The 15,207-nt window shown below is 68.4% G+C and carries 18 protein-coding genes; 5 read left to right on the top strand and 13 right to left on the bottom strand.

Annotation, left to right across the window (positions count from 1 at the left end):
- Window positions 1-80 precede the first annotated feature (80 nt).
- The 3 genes from DL519_RS33555 to eccB all read right to left on the bottom strand — a co-directional run bounded on the left by DL519_RS33555 (window position 81) and on the right by eccB (window position 3,407).
- Window positions 81-1,352 carry a WXG100 family type VII secretion target gene (locus DL519_RS33555; protein ID WP_190820766.1) on the bottom strand — a complete coding sequence of 424 codons (1,272 nt, stop codon included), beginning with the start codon at window positions 1,350-1,352 and terminating at the stop codon, window positions 81-83.
- Complete coding sequence (locus tag DL519_RS33550; RefSeq protein ID WP_190820765.1) at window positions 1,349-1,660, bottom strand: hypothetical protein; 312 nt, start codon at window positions 1,658-1,660, stop codon at window positions 1,349-1,351. The genes DL519_RS33555 and DL519_RS33550 overlap by 4 nt, the downstream gene beginning before the upstream one ends.
- A gap of 151 nt (window positions 1,661-1,811) precedes the next feature.
- Window positions 1,812-3,407 carry a type VII secretion protein EccB gene (gene eccB / locus DL519_RS33545; protein WP_190820763.1) on the bottom strand — a complete coding sequence of 532 codons (1,596 nt, stop codon included), beginning with the start codon at window positions 3,405-3,407 and terminating at the stop codon, window positions 1,812-1,814.
- 175 nt (window positions 3,408-3,582) lie between these two features.
- On the opposite strand from eccB, the gene eccE reads away from it, so the two are divergent.
- From eccE to DL519_RS33530, 3 genes are all read left to right on the top strand, one after another.
- The gene (gene eccE, locus DL519_RS33540; protein ID WP_223839872.1) at window positions 3,583-4,887 is read left to right on the top strand and encodes a type VII secretion protein EccE; all 1,305 of its coding nucleotides are present in this window, start codon (window positions 3,583-3,585) and stop codon (window positions 4,885-4,887) included.
- Window positions 4,884-5,615 (top strand): hypothetical protein, encoded by a 732-nt coding sequence (locus tag DL519_RS33535; protein WP_010315349.1) that lies wholly within the window; start codon window positions 4,884-4,886, stop codon window positions 5,613-5,615. Before eccE ends, DL519_RS33535 begins: the two co-directional genes overlap by 4 nt.
- Window positions 5,616-6,124: 509 nt before the next feature.
- Window positions 6,125-7,000 (top strand): endonuclease domain-containing protein, encoded by an 876-nt coding sequence (locus tag DL519_RS33530; RefSeq protein ID WP_190820762.1) that lies wholly within the window; start codon window positions 6,125-6,127, stop codon window positions 6,998-7,000.
- An 88-nt stretch (window positions 7,001-7,088) separates the two neighbouring features.
- Here the strand turns inward: DL519_RS33530 and truA are convergent, their stop codons facing one another.
- The 8 genes from truA to infA form a co-directional block, all read right to left on the bottom strand.
- Window positions 7,089-7,970, bottom strand: a complete 882-nt coding sequence (gene truA / locus DL519_RS33525) for a tRNA pseudouridine(38-40) synthase TruA (protein WP_190820761.1) — start codon at window positions 7,968-7,970, stop codon at window positions 7,089-7,091.
- Window positions 7,971-7,990: 20 nt separating this feature from the next.
- Window positions 7,991-8,530 (bottom strand): 50S ribosomal protein L17, encoded by a 540-nt coding sequence (gene rplQ / locus DL519_RS33520; RefSeq protein WP_190820760.1) that lies wholly within the window; start codon window positions 8,528-8,530, stop codon window positions 7,991-7,993.
- Window positions 8,531-8,579: 49 nt separating this feature from the next.
- Entirely contained in the window at window positions 8,580-9,659 is a 1,080-nt protein-coding gene (locus DL519_RS33515; RefSeq protein WP_190820759.1) for a DNA-directed RNA polymerase subunit alpha, read from the bottom strand.
- Window positions 9,660-9,810: 151 nt separating this feature from the next.
- Complete coding sequence (rpsD, locus tag DL519_RS33510; protein ID WP_190820757.1) at window positions 9,811-10,416, bottom strand: 30S ribosomal protein S4; 606 nt, start codon at window positions 10,414-10,416, stop codon at window positions 9,811-9,813.
- Window positions 10,417-10,439: 23 nt separating this feature from the next.
- On the bottom strand, window positions 10,440-10,844 hold the full coding sequence (rpsK, locus tag DL519_RS33505; RefSeq protein WP_132493023.1) for a 30S ribosomal protein S11: 405 nt from the start codon (window positions 10,842-10,844) through the stop codon (window positions 10,440-10,442).
- 25 nt (window positions 10,845-10,869) lie between these two features.
- A complete protein-coding gene (gene rpsM, locus DL519_RS33500; RefSeq protein ID WP_010315370.1) occupies window positions 10,870-11,250 on the bottom strand; it encodes a 30S ribosomal protein S13 in 381 nt (126 codons plus the stop codon).
- 152 nt (window positions 11,251-11,402) lie between these two features.
- Window positions 11,403-11,516 carry a 50S ribosomal protein L36 gene (gene rpmJ / locus DL519_RS33495; RefSeq protein WP_010315372.1) on the bottom strand — a complete coding sequence of 38 codons (114 nt, stop codon included), beginning with the start codon at window positions 11,514-11,516 and terminating at the stop codon, window positions 11,403-11,405.
- A gap of 52 nt (window positions 11,517-11,568) precedes the next feature.
- Entirely contained in the window at window positions 11,569-11,790 is a 222-nt protein-coding gene (infA, locus tag DL519_RS33490) for a translation initiation factor IF-1 (protein ID WP_009948665.1), read from the bottom strand.
- A gap of 388 nt (window positions 11,791-12,178) precedes the next feature.
- Here infA and DL519_RS33485 point away from each other — a divergent pair, with 388 nt between their 5' ends.
- On the top strand, window positions 12,179-12,850 hold the full coding sequence (locus tag DL519_RS33485; protein ID WP_223839871.1) for a class I SAM-dependent methyltransferase: 672 nt from the start codon (window positions 12,179-12,181) through the stop codon (window positions 12,848-12,850).
- Between the two features lie 233 nt (window positions 12,851-13,083).
- A complete protein-coding gene (locus DL519_RS33480) occupies window positions 13,084-13,686 on the top strand; it encodes a class I SAM-dependent methyltransferase (protein WP_190820755.1) in 603 nt (200 codons plus the stop codon).
- Window positions 13,687-13,753: 67 nt separating this feature from the next.
- Here the strand turns inward: DL519_RS33480 and map are convergent, their stop codons facing one another.
- Window positions 13,754-14,545, bottom strand: a complete 792-nt coding sequence (map, locus tag DL519_RS33475) for a type I methionyl aminopeptidase (protein ID WP_190824375.1) — start codon at window positions 14,543-14,545, stop codon at window positions 13,754-13,756.
- A 70-nt stretch (window positions 14,546-14,615) separates the two neighbouring features.
- Window positions 14,616-15,170, bottom strand: coding sequence for an adenylate kinase (locus tag DL519_RS33470; protein WP_190820754.1), 555 nt, complete (start codon window positions 15,168-15,170; stop codon window positions 14,616-14,618).
- Window positions 15,171-15,207: the final 37 nt, after the last annotated feature.

Here is a 15,207-nt window from a genome sequence, read left to right as displayed (position 1 = left end):
GTCCCCAACAGTCGAAGCGGGCTCAACGGTGCCAGCCCAGGGTGGGTTGCGTACATGTGCGGATCTTGTTGGCGTGAGGCCTAGTTCCGGCGCTTCGGCGGTGGCGCATCACCCACCGATGCCGTACCCGTCTTCGACTTCGGCGGTGGCGCGTCGCCCACCGATGCCGTGGCGGGCTTAGGCTTTGGGGTGTCTTCCGCCGTCTGCTTGGGGTGGAGGGCGTCCGGGATCGAGGGGCGTGGGGTGGGCGGCTCGATGATCGACGGGACACCGAGCCTCCGCGTCGACTGCCGGATCGTCGCGGCCGGCCGTTCCTGGTTCTGGTCGCGGTCTCGCGACGACTCGCCGAGGACCGCCGGGGCCGCATCCGGCGGCGTGCCGAACAGCTCCTCCGGCTTGCTCTTCAGCCGGGACTGGTTCTTCCGGTCCTGGCCGGCACCCTGCGCGCCACCCATCATTCCGCCCATCGGCATCATGCCGCCCATCATGCCGCCGGCGGCAACACCGCCCGCCGCACCGGCGGCGCCACCAGCGGCAGCGGCAGCGGGTGGCACCGCCGAAGGCTCCCCGGCTCGCGTGGTGTCGCCTGGGGAGAGGGGGTGTTCCGCACCTCCTCCGGGCGCCCCGGAATCCCCCGCCGCAGCGGCACCTCCACCGACAGCACCGACACCTCCGGCACCGCCGCCAGCCGATTCAGCCCCCGCCGGCTCGGCGAGCGCCGGGGGTTGTGCCGGGGTCGGGGCGTTGAAGTCCCATGCCTGGGCGGGCATCCGGTGGTCGAACTGCACCGATCCCGCCGACCGGCCCGCCTCCACTTCGTCACAGAACCGCGCGAACGCGCGATAAGTGTCCGAAATGGACTCCGCCAGCTCGCTGGCGGGCTGCGCCAATTCCGCCAGGTGCTTGCGCGCCCGCTTCGCCCCTCCTTCGGGTGCCAGCAGCGCCGCGGACACCGAATCCGCCGCTTCCGCGACCAGTCCGCCCAAGTCGTCCAACTGCGCCTGCAGGGCTTCCACCGTGTGGTCCAGCACATCCGCCAGCGCGCGCATCGTGTCGACCAGGTCGTTGCCCGCCAGGCCGACCTCCTGGACGTGCGCGAGGAAGGCATCGGCGTCCTGGCCCTGCCAAGCAGAATCGATTCCGCCGAGCCTGCCCTGCACGCGCGCTGCGGCGTTCTCCAGGTTTTCCGCGCCCTCGCGCCAGACCCGGGCCGCCTCGCGCAGTTCCTCGTGGCGGCCGACCAGGTCGGCGAGATCCGCGGGGATCGAGTTCGCGACCTCCAGTTCGTCGGCGATGCGGGACAGGTAGTCGAGGTGCTCGGCCACCTCGGAGCTGTTGCGCGCCATGCTCATGCCTCCTGCTTTCGCATCTCGACGGCGCTGTCGTCGTCGCCCCCGGTGTGGAAGTCCACGACCTCGCGCAGCTCGTCCCCGGCTCCGGTCAAGGTCTCCCCGGCGCGGCGGTTCTGGTCCAGCAGCAGGGCGTACAGGCGCTGGTAGGCCTCGGCTGCACCGGCCTCGCGGCCGAGCGCGCCGAAGGTTTCCGGCGCGAGTTCCGCGTCCGTCAGCGCCGGCTGCGCCGCCGTGATCTCCTCGCCGGCGGCGCGCACCTCGCGCGCGCAGCTCGCCAGCCATTCGATGTCGATCCGGATCCCCGACATCCGGTACCTCCCACGTTCGGTCGCTCTTACGACGATCCGCCCGCAGCTCACCGTGGGCTGCGGGCGGATCGCTTGTTCCTCGGACGTTGGAGCCGACCAGTTCGGTTCCCGGTTCGGCGCGTGGGCTCGGCCGCTCCCGCGACCCGAACCGTCAGCTACCTGATTGGGCGGCTCCGCCTTGCTGCTGCTGTTGCGGGTTCTGCGGCGGGCGGTTCACTCCGCCCGGCCCGACCGGGACCGAGTCGTAGGTCAGGCTCGCGTTCGCCGGGTCGAGGAAGTCGCCGTTCGGCAGCGTCCGCATCAGCCAGGACGGCCCCGCCTTGATGTCGCCGGCACCGCCGATCACGCCGAGTCCCTGCGCGGTCGCGACGTCCTTGATGCCGTACTGCACGCCCTGGTCCGAAACCAGGAAAATCGGGCCGCTGTCCGCACCGGCCTCATTCGAGGCCCCGCGCACCACGGCCGCCTTGCCCGGCGGCATGTAGAAGTAGTCGACGTTCAGGCCGGCACCGTCGTACTGGGCCAGCTTGACCGGCGCCTTCGCCGTCGGCGAGCCCTTGTGCAGGGTCACCGTGATGTTCTGATCACCGTTGACGTTCTTCCAGCTCAGGCAGGAAGTGTCGGACTGCTGGAAGGTGACCGGCGTGGGCACCGCCGTCGGGAAGCTGGAGAGGTTGATCTGCTCGCTGGGGTCGGCCTGCGGAGCGTCGGTGACCGCACCCGTCGCGTTCGGGATGTCCTGGCTGTTGGTCTTCGACGCGTGCAGCACCGCCGCCGCGCCCTCGTTGATCTCCTGCTTCCCGTTCTGCAGCAACAGGAAGAACTGGTCCGGCTGCCCCGGCAGGGTGCGCTTGACCACATCGCCGACCTTGTAGCGGGCCATGTAGCTCTGCAGCTGCTGACCATCACCCAGGATGGTGGGCACCTGCAGCGCCGGGACCTCCGGGATCGCGTTCAGCATATTCGTGCTGATCGTCCGCGGCGTGGCACCCCGAAGCCGGAAGACGTCCATGACCGTGGTTTCCGTCATGCTGATCTTCGACTTCACCGCGTGCGTGTGCTGCCGACCCGGCAGGTCCTTCACACGGTAGATGAGGTATTCCTCCTTGGAAGTCTGGTCCTTGACGTAGAGCGACTGGGTCGGCGCGATCTCGGTGCCGTGGTTGCCGTCACCGCCGATGACCGTCGTCTCCACCTTCGTCGCGGCCTCCACCTTGGCATCGCTGAGGGTGTCCCGGACCTGGCCGACATCGCAGATCGCCCAGGACGGCTCTGCGGGATTCTTGGCGTCAGGCAGGAAGGTCGGGGCGTTGACCATGCCGGTGAGCGCACCGCGCGGGAAGTCCGCCAGAGCGGCCTGCTTCACCCTGGTCGGCTCCACCGGGCCGCCACCCTGACCGCCCCCCTGCGCCATGACCAGCAACTTCGCCGAGGCCATGTTCAGCATCGGAATGAGCCGCTTCTGGGCCTGCTGGTCTGAAGTTACGACGAAAACGTTGCCGGTTTCCTGGGCGATGACGATCGAACCCGGCTCCGGGACGTTGCCCTTACCACCGAAAAGGCCCCAAACAAGGAACCCGATCATGCTGACAGCGGCGAGTACCGCACCCGCGACCGTGGCCCGCTTGTGCGAACCCATCGGATCGTGGAGCATCACCGCGTCTTTCCGCACCAGCGCCGACTCCATGCGGCGCAGCACGAACCGATACGCCTGAACCTGTGACTTCGTTGTGGGTGTTGATGCCATTCTTCGCCTACAGCTCTCCCGTCCGAGGTACGGTTTCGCAGGATAGTCGCAGAGATATACCGAATGGGTGCGGTTCGACCGAGTCCGTCAGTATTCTCATCACGCGGCTGACTCCGACAACGCGTCCCAGCGCGCCGTGTGCCGCACTTACCTGCGAGGGGGAGAGACCGAACGGATGTCCGTGACCACACAACATCCGGCCCAGCCGAAAGCTCCCGGGCCCGCCAACCCGCCCCGCGCCCGAATTCGCGCGCGCCGGCGGCGGATCAACGGCGTGACGCTCGGCGGCATCCCTGCGGCCAACATCGTGCTCATCGAGGTCGGCCTCGCCATCGGCCTGATCCTCACCCAGATCAACAACATGCCGCTGCCGGTCGGTGCCGGCGTGGCGGTGCTGGCGATCATCATCGCGCTGCTGCGGCGGCGCGGCAGGTGGTTCACCCAGTGGTTCGGGCTGGTGCTCGAATACCGCGGCCGCAACCACACCAGGGCTTCGCACCCGGCCAACGTCGATGCGATGGAGCCGGCTGAGGACAAGGACGGCGACGGCATCATCGGCCCGGACGAGAACCACCGCGTCGCGCTGCTGCGGCTGGTTGTCGAGGACCTGGTGATCGCCCGCACCCAGGACCACGACCGCAACCCGGTCGGAATGTCGTGGCACAAAGGCAAGTGGACCGCGGTGCTGATGGTCGAGCCGGCCCCGTCACTGCTGAACCCGGTCGACAGCGCGCCGAACCTGCCGCTAGGCGTGCTGGTTCCGTGCCTGGAAGACCGCGGCGTGGTGCTCGACGCGGTGCAGGTCATCTGGCACTGCTACCCGGGAAGCGCGGCGCTGCCGTCGAATTCGCCCGCGCTGAACTCCTACCTCGAAGTCCTGGGCCGACTGCCCGCGGCCGCCCGGCGCACCACCTGGATCGCGGTCCGCCTCGACCCGCAGCGCTGCGCCAAGGCCGTCGGCGAGCGCGGCGGCGGCATCATCGGCGCGCAGCGGGCGCTCATCGGGGCCTTGTCCCGAGTCCGCAATGCGCTGGAGCGGCAGGGCGTGCCGACCCGTCCGCTGGACCCCGACGAGCTGCTGCAGGCCGGGATCTCCTCGGCGGAATTGCACGGCGTGCTCGGTTCGCAACGGCCGGTGGGCCTCAAGGAGCGGTGGGACGGCGTGACCGCCGGTGGCGTCGGGCACTCCAGCTACGCCATCACCGGTTGGCCGAACCAGATGAACGACAGCCTCAACGCGCTCACCGGGATCCGCGCGCTGTCCACCAGCATCGCGCTGTCCATCTCGCCGGTCGGCGAGGAAGGCGAGGTCGGGCTGCGCGGCCTGGTCCGGGTCAGCGCCCGCACGCCCACCGAGCTGGACGCCGCCGACGAGCGGCTGAAGGCGATCAGCAACCGTCTCGGGTTGACCCTGACCCCGCTGCGCGGCTCGCAACTGGCCGGCTACGCGGCGACGCTGCCGCTCGGAGGTGCGGCATGAGCCGAAGCAGAACGATCGATGTGCCGGGCAGCCGCGGCGCGGCACCGGAATTCCTGGTCACCGCGGAAACCCTGGACGCCATCAGCCCGTCCGGCGACCGCGGCGGCGTGATCATCGGCTCCGACCCGCAGGGCGAGGCGCAGGCCGCGTCGATGCTGCGGCCGCACCCGACCCGCATGGTCACCGTCGGCGGCCTGTACCTCGCCCGGCAGCTCGCGCTGCGCGCGATGGCCACCGGTGCCTGGGTGATCGTCGCCACCGGTCGACCGGCGGCGTGGAAGATGCTGGAGCGCGCGGCCGGGCAGACCCCGGACGGGAAGCCGGTGCCGCTGGCGCAGATCCGGCGGTTGGCGCCGTTCGACCTCCCGAGGTCCACTGAGGACACTCCGCTGCTGGTGATCCACGACGGCGGCGCGGTGCCGCAGGAGCTGTTCCCGCCGCGCGCACCGTGGCAGACCACCATGTACGTGCTGCCCTACCTACACCCGCAGGTCAGCAGCGGCACGGCGGCGAACACGGCGGACCTGGTGCTGCTGCAGCGCCTCCCGCTGAACCAGGCACAGCTCGCCCAGCGCATCTGGAGCCTCCGCGGCCACCAGGTCCAGCAGCTGACCCAGCTCAAGGACGACCAGGTGATCGCCCTCGGCAACATGACCTGGACGATGATCCGCCTGGTGACGAACCAGAAGGAGAAGGAGATCCTCGGCCCGATCCGCCGCGGCGACTGACTCCTCCGGCAACACCGCGAAAGCCCTGGCCACGACGGTCGGGGCTTTTCGTTTTCGGGCCCCTGAGCAGCGAGTGATATTAACTGCTCATAACCGGAAATGATGCCCAGATCCGCGGTGTTGAGCTGACCACGCCGAAGCCCTTCCGCAGGTCTGCGAAGTTGCCGGGCGAACTGGATGGAGATCTTCCACCAGACGACTTCGCCCAGCCTCCGGCCACCTCGATGGCGGAGCACTCGAGGTCCCCTTCCGCACGGCTTCCACCCCAGAGTCGACACGGCCGCACTCGACGGGACGGCCGCCACCACGGCCAGCAACCCGCCAACCATCACCGGCTGTTGCGCAATTTCGCGAGAAATTGACGTTCACCCTGGTGACGGTCAATTTCTCGCGAAATTGCACATCACCCCCCGTTCGGGGTCACGAAGTTGTCCACAGCGTCCCGAGTCATCCACAGATTTAAAAACGGTGCGTGACAGCAGCGTTTCCGGTCCGCCACTCTGTCCTACATGGACACTTCGACCGTTCTTCCGTACAAGACCGAAGCCCCGCTGTTCACCCGCGGCGAGGCGATCGCACACGGCATCAAAGACCGCGAACTGCGCACCAACTTCCGCAAGGTCATCCACGGGATCTACACGACGAGAGACGTCGAGATCACGCACGAGCTCCGATGTCGCGCCGCCTCAATAACCCTGCCTGACGACGCCATCCTCACCGTCCGCTCCGCTGCAACCTTGCTCGGAGTCCCGCTAGCCGGACCGAACGATCCCGTAGAAGTACTAGTCAGTGATCACAGCTACATGAACCGCCGATTCGGCCTACGAGCCTGGGCCAGGAAAAGCAGCGTCGACGAGCACGTCGCGTGGAACAGCATCCGACGGGCAACGCCCACCAGAGCCGCCTTTGACGTCCTCGCTCGAAACGCACCGAGCTTTGGCATCGCCAACTGCGATGCCATGCTGCACGCCGGGCTGGTCAACGAGGACGACCTGGCACGCTTCATTTCGACCCGCCGCTACTACGGAGTCCGCAAGGCACAGCGTGCGTTCGAACTCTTGGACGGTCGGGCGGAATCGATACCCGAGTCCGTGCTGAGGGTGACCCTCGTCGAAGGTGGGCTCGCGCCAACGCCGCAGGTCGAGGTGTACGACGAACGCGGATTCGTGGCCAGGGTCGATCTCGCCTTCGAGGAATCGAAACTCGCCGTGGAGTACGACGGCGCCTGGCACGCCGATCCCGGACAACAGCAACGTGATCGGCAACGGCGGAGACGCCTTCGGGAATGCGGCTGGACCGTTGTCGTCGTGACAGCCGACAGCCTCTACGGCGACCCGAAAGGAGTAGTCGCCGAAGTCAAGCACGCCCTCGGCCGCCGAAGGTGACTGAGCGCGAGCTGTTGCGCAATTTCGCGAGAAATTGACGTTCACCCTGGTGACGGTCAATTTCTCGCGAAATTGTCCCCACTCCGCATCAGGGGAGGGTGCGCATCGCCCGGGTTTGCGCGGCCCGGGCTTCGAGGTCTTCGTCTGACGGGTAGTCGATGGCCGTCAGGGTCAGGCCGTGGGCCGGGGCGACCGCCGTCGTCCGGTTGGTGGATTCGAGGAGTGCTGCCGGCCAGGGCCGGGCTTTCCGTCCGTCGCCGACCATCAGGAGCGTGCCCACCAGGCTCCGGACCATCGAGTGGCAGAACGCGTCCGCGCTGACGTGTGCGACGATCAGGTGCTCCGCCACCCGCCCCCACTCAAAGCGCTGGAGTTCGCGCACCGTCGTGGCGCCCTCCCGCGGCTTGCAGTACGCCGCGAAGTCGTTGAGCCCCAACAACTCCTGCGCCGCGGCGTTGAGCGCCGCCACGTCCAGCGGCCGGTTCCAGGCGAGTGTGTCCCGGCGCCGCAGCGGATCCACGCCCCACGGTGCGTCCGACACCTGGTACCGGTAGTGCCGGCGCAGCGCCGAGAACCGCGCGTCGAACGCCGAAGGCACCATCCGCGCCCCCAGCACCCGCACGTCCGGCGGGAGGATCCGGTTCCACCGGTGCACCATCCGCCCCAGGTCCGGGATCCCCTGCGCGTTAACGGAAATCCGCCCACCGCCGACCGGGTCGTGGGGCGCCACGTCGAAGTGCACGACCTGCCCCGACGCGTGCACCCCGGAATCCGTCCGCCCGGCGACCACCACCGGTCGCGGCACCGACCGCCCCGGCGGCTGCTTCGCCAGCGCGTCCTCCACCAGGCCCTGCACGGTGCGCTGACCCGGCTGCTTCGCCCAGCCGCAGAAATCCGTGCCGTCGTAGGAAACGTCGAGGCGCACGCGAACGAGCCCGCCGTCCCCAGCGGGAGCGGCGGGCTCGTTCACGGCAGCACTACGTGCCGGAATCAGGACTCGTCCTTCTTCTCGGCAGCGGTGTCCTCGGCCTTGGCCTCCGGAGCCTCGGTGGCCTCGGTGGCCTCGGTGGCCTCGGTGGCCTCCGGAGCCTCGGCCTTCGGGGTTTCCTCGGCCTTCGGCTCGTCCTTGGCGAACTTCGTGCCGCGAGCGGCCTCCGCCTCGGTGGTGACGAGCCTCTCGGTCACCAGCGCGATGACGGCCATCTTCGCGTTGTCACCCTTGCGCGGCATCATCTTGACGATGCGGGTGTAACCGCCGTTGCGTTCCGCGAAGTGCGGGCCGATCTCGGCGAAGAGCTTGTGCACGACGTCCTTGTCGCGGATGGTCTTCATGACCTCGCGACGGTTGTGCAGGTCACCCTTCTTGGCCTTGGTGATGAGCCGCTCGGCGATCGGCCGAAGCCGCTTCGCCTTCGCCTCGGTCGTGGTGATCCGGCCGTGCTCGAACAGCGAGGTGGCCAGGTTGGCCATGATGAGCCGCTCGTGCGCCGGCGACCCGCCGAGACGCGGACCCTTGGTCGGGGTGGGCATCGGTTGCTCCTCTCAGGGCGCGCCGGTGTACCCCGGACGCGCAACACAGCTACAGCTGCTCTGTCTCCGCGTAGTCCTGACCGTCGTCGTAGCCGTTGTCCTCGACGGGCCCGATCGCGCCGACGGTGGTCTCCTCGGAGGACCAGCCTTCGGACGGGTACTCGGCCGCCGCGGCCGACGGGTCGAATCCGGGCGGGCTGTCCTTGAGCGCGAGCCCAAGGCCGGCCAGCTTCATCTTGACCTCGTCGATGGACTTCGCACCGAAGTTGCGGATGTCCAGCAGGTCGGCCTCGCTGCGCGAGACCAGCTCGCCGACGGTGTGGATGCCCTCCCGCTTAAGGCAGTTGTAGGAGCGCACCGTCAGGTCGAGGTCCTCGATCGGCATCGCGTAGGCCGCGATGGTGTCGGCTTCCGCCGGCGACGGGCCGATCTCGATGCCTTCGGCGTCGATGTTGAGCTCGCGGGCGAGCCCGAACAGCTCGACGAGGGTGCGTCCCGCCGAAGCCACCGCGTCGCGCGGGGTGATCGACGGCTTGCTCTCCACGTCGAGGATCAGCTTGTCGAAGTCCGTGCGCTGCTCGACACGGGTCGCCTCGACCTTGTAGGTCACCTTCAGCACCGGCGAGTAGATCGAGTCCACCGGGATGCGGCCGATCTCGGCACCGGTCTGCTTGTTCTGCATCGCGGGGACATAGCCACGACCACGCTCGACGACGAGCTCGATCTCCAGCTTGCCCTTCGCGTTGAGGGTGGCGATGTGCAGGTCGGGGTTGTGCACCGTGACGCCCGCCGGCGGCACGATGTCGGCCGCGGTGACCTCACCCGGCCCCTGCTTGCGCAGGTACATCGTCACCGGCTCGTCTTCCTCGGAGCTGACGACCAGCTCCTTGATGTTCAGGATGACGTCGGTGACGTCTTCCTTCACACCCGGAATCGTGGTGAACTCGTGCAGCACACCGTCGATGCGCAGGCTGGTGACCGCCGCACCCGGGATCGAGGAGAGCAGGGTGCGACGCAGCGAGTTGCCGAGGGTGTAGCCGAAGCCCGGCTCCAGCGGCTCGATGACGAACCGGGAGCGCGTCTCCGACACCGCCTCGTCGGACAGTGTGGGTCGCTGGGAGATGAGCACTTCGTTTTCCTTTCCTCACGACGCCCGCTATTTGACGCCGATGGAATGGCGTTGCCCGCGAAGCGCGGGCCGGTGGCGGATTCCTGCACCGCCACCAATGGCTGCGAGCCGCCGGCGGCCAGACCCCGAGGGGGGCCGCCGACGGGACGCGTCACTTCGAGTAGAGCTCGACGATGAGCTGCTCGGTGACCGGAGTGTCGATCTGCGCGCGCTCCGGGCGCTGGTGCACCAGGATCCGCAGGTTCGAGGGCACAACTTGCAGCCAGGCTGGCACCGGCCGATCGCCGACGGTTTCCTTGGCGATGATGAACGGCGTGGTGGGCACCGACTTCGGCTTGACGTCGATGATGTCCCACTTCGAAACCTGGAAGCTGGGGACGTTCACCTTCTTGCCGTTGACCGTGAAGTGGCCGTGGCTGACCAGCTGCCGCGCCATCCGGCGGGTCCGGGCCATGCCGGCGCGGTAAACGACGTTGTCCAGCCGGGACTCCAGCAGCTGCAGGAGATTGTCACCCGTCTTGCCCGGGCGCCGGTTAGCGTCCTCGTAGTACGAGCGGAACTGGCGCTCCAGCACACCGTAGGTGAACTTCGCCTTCTGCTTCTCCTGGAGCTGCAGCAGGTACTCGGTTTCCTTGATGCGCGCGCGGCCGTGCTGCCCCGGGGGGTACGGACGGCGCTCGAACGCCTGGTCACCACCGACGAGGTCAACCTTCAGACGGCGGGACTTGCGGGTCGCGGGACCGGTATAACGTGCCATCTCTGTCTACTCCTTCCCGCGCCTCAGACCCGACGCCGCTTCGGCGGCCGGCAGCCGTTGTGCGGCTGCGGGGTCACGTCCTGAATGGTGCCGACCTCGAGACCGGCGGCCTGCAGCGAACGGATCGCCGTCTCCCGGCCCGAACCCGGACCCTTGACGAAGACGTCGACCTTCTTCATGCCGTGCTCGGCGGCCTTGCGGGCCGCGTTCTCGGCGGCCATCTGCGCGGCGAACGGGGTGGACTTACGGGAGCCCTTGAACCCGACGTGGCCGGCCGAGGCCCAGGCGATCACCGCACCGGTCGGGTCGGTGATCGAAACGATGGTGTTGTTGAACGTGCTCTTGATGTGCGCCTGGCCGTGAGCGACGTTCTTCTTTTCCTTGCGCCGCACCTTCTTGACGGCACCAGCGCGAGACTTGGGTGGCATGGCTTTAGCTGACTCCTAGCGAGGCTTACTTCTTCCCGGCCTTCTTCTTGCCGGCGACCGTCTTCTTCGGCCCCTTGCGGGTACGGGCGTTGGTCTTCGTCCGCTGCCCGTGAACCGGCAGGTGCCGGCGGTGCCGAAGCCCCGCGTAGCAGCCGATCTCGATCTTCCGGCGGATGTCGGCCTGGACCTCGCGGCGGAGGTCACCCTCGACCCGGTAGCTGCTCTCGATGAAGTCGCGCAGCTTGGTGAGCTGCTCGTCATCGAGGTCGCGCGGCCGGGCGTCGGGCGAGATTCCGGTCGCGGAGAGGATCTCCTTCGACCGGGTCTTGCCGATCCCGTAGATGTAGGTGAGCGCGATCTCCATGCGCTTTTCGCGCGGGAGATCGACGCCGACGACCCGTGCCATCTGGCCGGTTCTCCTTCGTTGATCCAGGTCTGGTCCCTCGCCGCCCCCGCAACTGATGCGGAGCCCCGGCCTGGTCCGGGGGTCAATCGGCCCGCGTTAGGGCCGACAGGTCGAGGGAGTTCCTACTCAATTTTTGCGACGCTGTGCTGCGCTCAGCCCTGACGCTGCTTGTGACGGGCGTTGTCGCAGATCACCAGCACCCGCCCGTGACGGCGGATGACCTGGCACTTGTCGCAGATTCGCTTCACACTCGGCTGGACCTTCACGGTCGTGCTCTCCTGCTCGGACGCGTGTCCGGTCGCCCGGACACCGTGGAGGTCACTTGTAGCGGTAGACGATGCGCCCACGGGAAAGGTCGTACGGCGAGAGCTCCACCACGACCCGGTCCTCGGGCAGGATGCGGATGTAGTGCTGACGCATCTTGCCACTGATGTGTGCGAGGACCTTGTGGCCGTTCTCCAACTCGACACGGAACATCGCGTTGGGGAGCGGTTCGATCACCCGACCCTCGACCTCAATGGCCCCGTCTTTCTTGCCCATGTCCTCCGCGTTTCGTGACGGTGACGGTTTGCGGACCTAAGTCCCGCCGCTTGCACCGGAGGCCCCGGCACCCGCGACGGGCACACCGCAGCCCGGTCCGGAACACCGATGACGACCCGTTCCGGGAACATGGAGCGGATTACCAGGCACAACGAACCGGCGCTACGAGTGCGCCGATGTTCCACTGTACGCGGCGCCGTTTGGGCGCTCCACATCGGGGCAGCTCAACGGCGCTGTGGACACGCTGTGCAACGTGAGGGTGACGCTCATGACGGAACCCGACCGCGCCTCGCGGCGGCTTGCGCGGTCGCTTCGGATCTCACTACTTTCGATCACACGCCCGACATCGGGGTCGAGGGCCCGGACCGTGGGAGAACCGAGGAGAAGCGTGACACCTCAGCAGGAGCAACGCGGCTGGAGCGCAGCGCCGCAGATCCGCAAGGTCGGCAGCGTCGGGCAGAACGCGGCGAGCAAGCTGGAGGAGTACCGGACCTTCTTCCAGACCGCGGTGCGCAACCCGAAGATGGTCGGCGCGGCGACCCCGACCTCCGCCACGGTAGCCGCCACGGTAGCCCAGGTGGTGCCGACGACCGGGACCCCGGTGGTGGTCGAGCTCGGCCCCGGCACCGGTTCGTTGAGCAACGGCATCCACCGCAGGCTGCCCGAGGGCTCCCGGCACATCGGCATCGAGCTAGGCGAGGGCATGGTCGAGCACCTGCGCACCCACAAGCCTTGGATGGAGATCATGCACGGCGACGCCGGCGACCTGCTCGCGCTGCTGGACAAACACAACATCCACCGGGTGGACGCGGTCATCAGCAGCATCCCGTGGTCGCTGCTGGCGGCCGACGCGCAGAACCACATCCTGCGGCAGGCCGCCGAGGCGCTCGCCCCGCAGGGCGCGTTCACCGCGCTGACCTACCTGCCCGCCGACCAGACGCCGGGCGGCCGCCGCTTCCGCACCCGGCTGGGGCAGACGTTCGACGAGGTCCTCACCCACACCACGTGGCGCAACCTCCCGCCGGTCCTGCACTACATCTGCCGCCGCCCGCTGCGGTAGGCCGCGCAACCCGCAGGGATGAAACTGGGACACTGCCCGGGTGAACCCCGAATCACGCTCCGTCACCTGCGCACCAGGCTTGACGCATGACCAACAGCACACCAGTCCAGGTGGACACGCCGCAAACTCATGAAGACGCATCGCCACGTACCGCGACCTGCAAAGATCCGCTGCACGCTGCGATCGAAGCACCAGCTACCGTCGCCGCGTTCGCCGATTTGGCAGGAGTGGCCGTGAGCAAGCGAAAGAAGCTGCGCGAGTACTGGACGTTCCTCAACCGCGCGGCCCGCCGACCGTCGAGGGTGGGTGCCGTGCTGCCGACCTCCCAGCACGTCGCGGCCGCGGTGGCCACCGTGGTGCCCAGCTACGGCACCCCGACCGTGCTGGAGCTCGGCCCGGGCACCGGCGCGCTCAGCGGCCCCATCCAGCGCCGACTGTCCGAGGGCGCGCGGCACCTGGCCGTGGAGATCGACCCGGAGATGGTGCGCTACCTGCGCAGCACCAAGCCCTGGCTGGATGTCATCGAGGGCGACGCCACCCACCTGCGCAAACTGCTGGACGACGCCGGGGTCGACCAGGTCGACGCCGTGATCAGCAGCATCCCGTGGACCCTGCTGCCGCCGGACAAGCAGCGCGAGCTGCTCCTGCAGGCTGCCTCGGTGATGGCGCCGAACGGGGTATTCACCACGGTCACGTACCTGACCACGCTGTGGCGACCGCCCACCCGGCAGTTCGTCGAGGCGCTGCACGACACCTTCGAGGAAGTGCTCCCGCGGACCGCGATCTGGCGCAACGTCCCCCCGGCCCGCATCTACGCCTGCCGCCGCCCCAAGTGACTCCACCCGGCGCAAGTTCCATTGAAATCAGACCTTCGATTTCCATTGAAATCGCATCGGGGACTGGTCAGTCCTCGGCGGCGGTGAGGACCCAGGGGCCGTCTTCGGTGATCGCGACCGTGTGCTCCCAGTGCGCGGCGCGGGAGCCGTCCTCCGTCACCACGGTCCAGGCGTCGTCGAGCTCCTCGGTCTCCGCCGAACCGAGCGTCAGCATCGGCTCCACGGCGATCGCCATGCCGACCCGCAGCCGCGGGCCCTTCCCCGGCTTGCCGAGGTTCGGCAGGAACGGCTCCATGTGCATCTGGGTGCCGATGCCGTGACCGCCGTACTCCGCGATGATCCCGTACTCCACGCCATCGGCCTGCGCGGCCGAGCGCGCCGCGGTCTCCACCGCGTGCGAGATGTCGGTCAGCCGGTTCCCGGCCCGGACCTGCTCGATGCCCGCCCACATGCTGGCCTCGGTCGCCGCCGACAGGCCGCGGTCCTTCGCGCTCACCTCGCCGATCGCCAACGTCACGGCGGAGTCGCCGTGCCAGCCCTCCAAGATCGCGCCGCAGTCCACCGACAACAGGTCGCCCTCGGCTAGGACCTCGGTGCGGGCCGGGATCCCGTGCACCACCTTCTCGTTCAACGAAGCGCAGATCGACGCCGGGAAACCGTGGTAGCCCTTGAAGGAGGGCACCGCGCCGGCGTCCCGGATCACCTGCTCCGCGACCGCGTCCAGCTCGCCGGTGCTCGCCCCCGGCTTCGCGTGCTCGGTCACCGCAGCCAGCGCGCGGGCCACGACCAGACCGGCGGCGCGCATCGCCTCGATCTCGCCCCGCGACTTGAGCTCGATGCCCTTCCCCCGACGCAACAAGGCACTCACCTTCAGGATTCTTTCTCGGACTGCGTTCCCCGCCGGTCACCGCGACGACCGGCCGACCGGCTCACTCCCGGTTGCGCAGCGCTTCCAACGCTCGGGCGGTGATCTCCTCGATCGAGCCGACGGCGTCGATCTTGACGATCCGGTCCCGGTAGTACTGCAGCAGCGGCTCGGTCTCCGAACGGTACACCGCCAGCCGACGGCGGATGACGTCCTCGGTGTCGTCCGAGCGCCCGCGGGCGAGCATCCGCTTGACCAGCTCTTCCTCCGGCACGTCGAACTGCAGCACCGCAGTCAGCTCCGCGCCGTGCTCGCTCAGCATATCGCGGAGCACCTCGGCCTGCGCCGTGTTGCGGGGGTAGCCGTCCAGCAGGAAGCCCTTGGCGGCGTCCTCGTCGGAGAGGCGGTCGCGCACCATCTCGTTGGTGACCTCGTCGGGGACCAGCTCGCCGGCATCCATGTAGCTCTTGGCCTTCTGGCCGAGCGGGGTGGAGTTGCCGATGTTCGCGCGGAACAGATCTCCGGTGGAGATGTGCGGGACGTCCAACTGCTCGCTGAGCACGGCCGCCTGGGTGCCCTTGCCCGCACCGGGCGGGCCGACGAGAACCAATCGCACCAAGGGTCTGCCTCCGAATCAATCCGATCGCGCGCCAACT

The sequence above is a fragment of the Saccharopolyspora pogona genome, assembly GCF_014697215.1.
Classification (GTDB): Bacteria; Actinomycetota; Actinomycetes; order Mycobacteriales; family Pseudonocardiaceae; genus Saccharopolyspora; species Saccharopolyspora hattusasensis.
Note: the sequence above shows the minus strand (reverse complement) of the source record. Positions and strands in the feature narration are given on the sequence as shown.

Coding starts and splice junctions, on each gene's coding strand:
- DL519_RS33555 (WP_190820766.1), bottom strand. CDS start 1,352: ATGAGCATGGCGCGCAACAGCTCCGAGGTGGCCGAGCACCTCGACTAC.
- DL519_RS33550 (WP_190820765.1), bottom strand. CDS start 1,660: ATGTCGGGGATCCGGATCGACATCGAATGGCTGGCGAGCTGCGCGCGC.
- eccB (WP_190820763.1), bottom strand. CDS start 3,407: ATGGCATCAACACCCACAACGAAGTCACAGGTTCAGGCGTATCGGTTC.
- eccE (WP_223839872.1), top strand. CDS start 3,583: ATGTCCGTGACCACACAACATCCGGCCCAGCCGAAAGCTCCCGGGCCC.
- DL519_RS33535 (WP_010315349.1), top strand. CDS start 4,884: ATGAGCCGAAGCAGAACGATCGATGTGCCGGGCAGCCGCGGCGCGGCA.
- DL519_RS33530 (WP_190820762.1), top strand. CDS start 6,125: ATGGACACTTCGACCGTTCTTCCGTACAAGACCGAAGCCCCGCTGTTC.
- rplQ (WP_190820760.1), bottom strand. CDS start 8,530: ATGCCCACCCCGACCAAGGGTCCGCGTCTCGGCGGGTCGCCGGCGCAC.
- rpsD (WP_190820757.1), bottom strand. CDS start 10,416: ATGGCACGTTATACCGGTCCCGCGACCCGCAAGTCCCGCCGTCTGAAG.
- rpsK (WP_132493023.1), bottom strand. CDS start 10,844: ATGCCACCCAAGTCTCGCGCTGGTGCCGTCAAGAAGGTGCGGCGCAAG.
- rpsM (WP_010315370.1), bottom strand. CDS start 11,250: ATGGCACGGGTCGTCGGCGTCGATCTCCCGCGCGAAAAGCGCATGGAG.
- infA (WP_009948665.1), bottom strand. CDS start 11,790: ATGGGCAAGAAAGACGGGGCCATTGAGGTCGAGGGTCGGGTGATCGAA.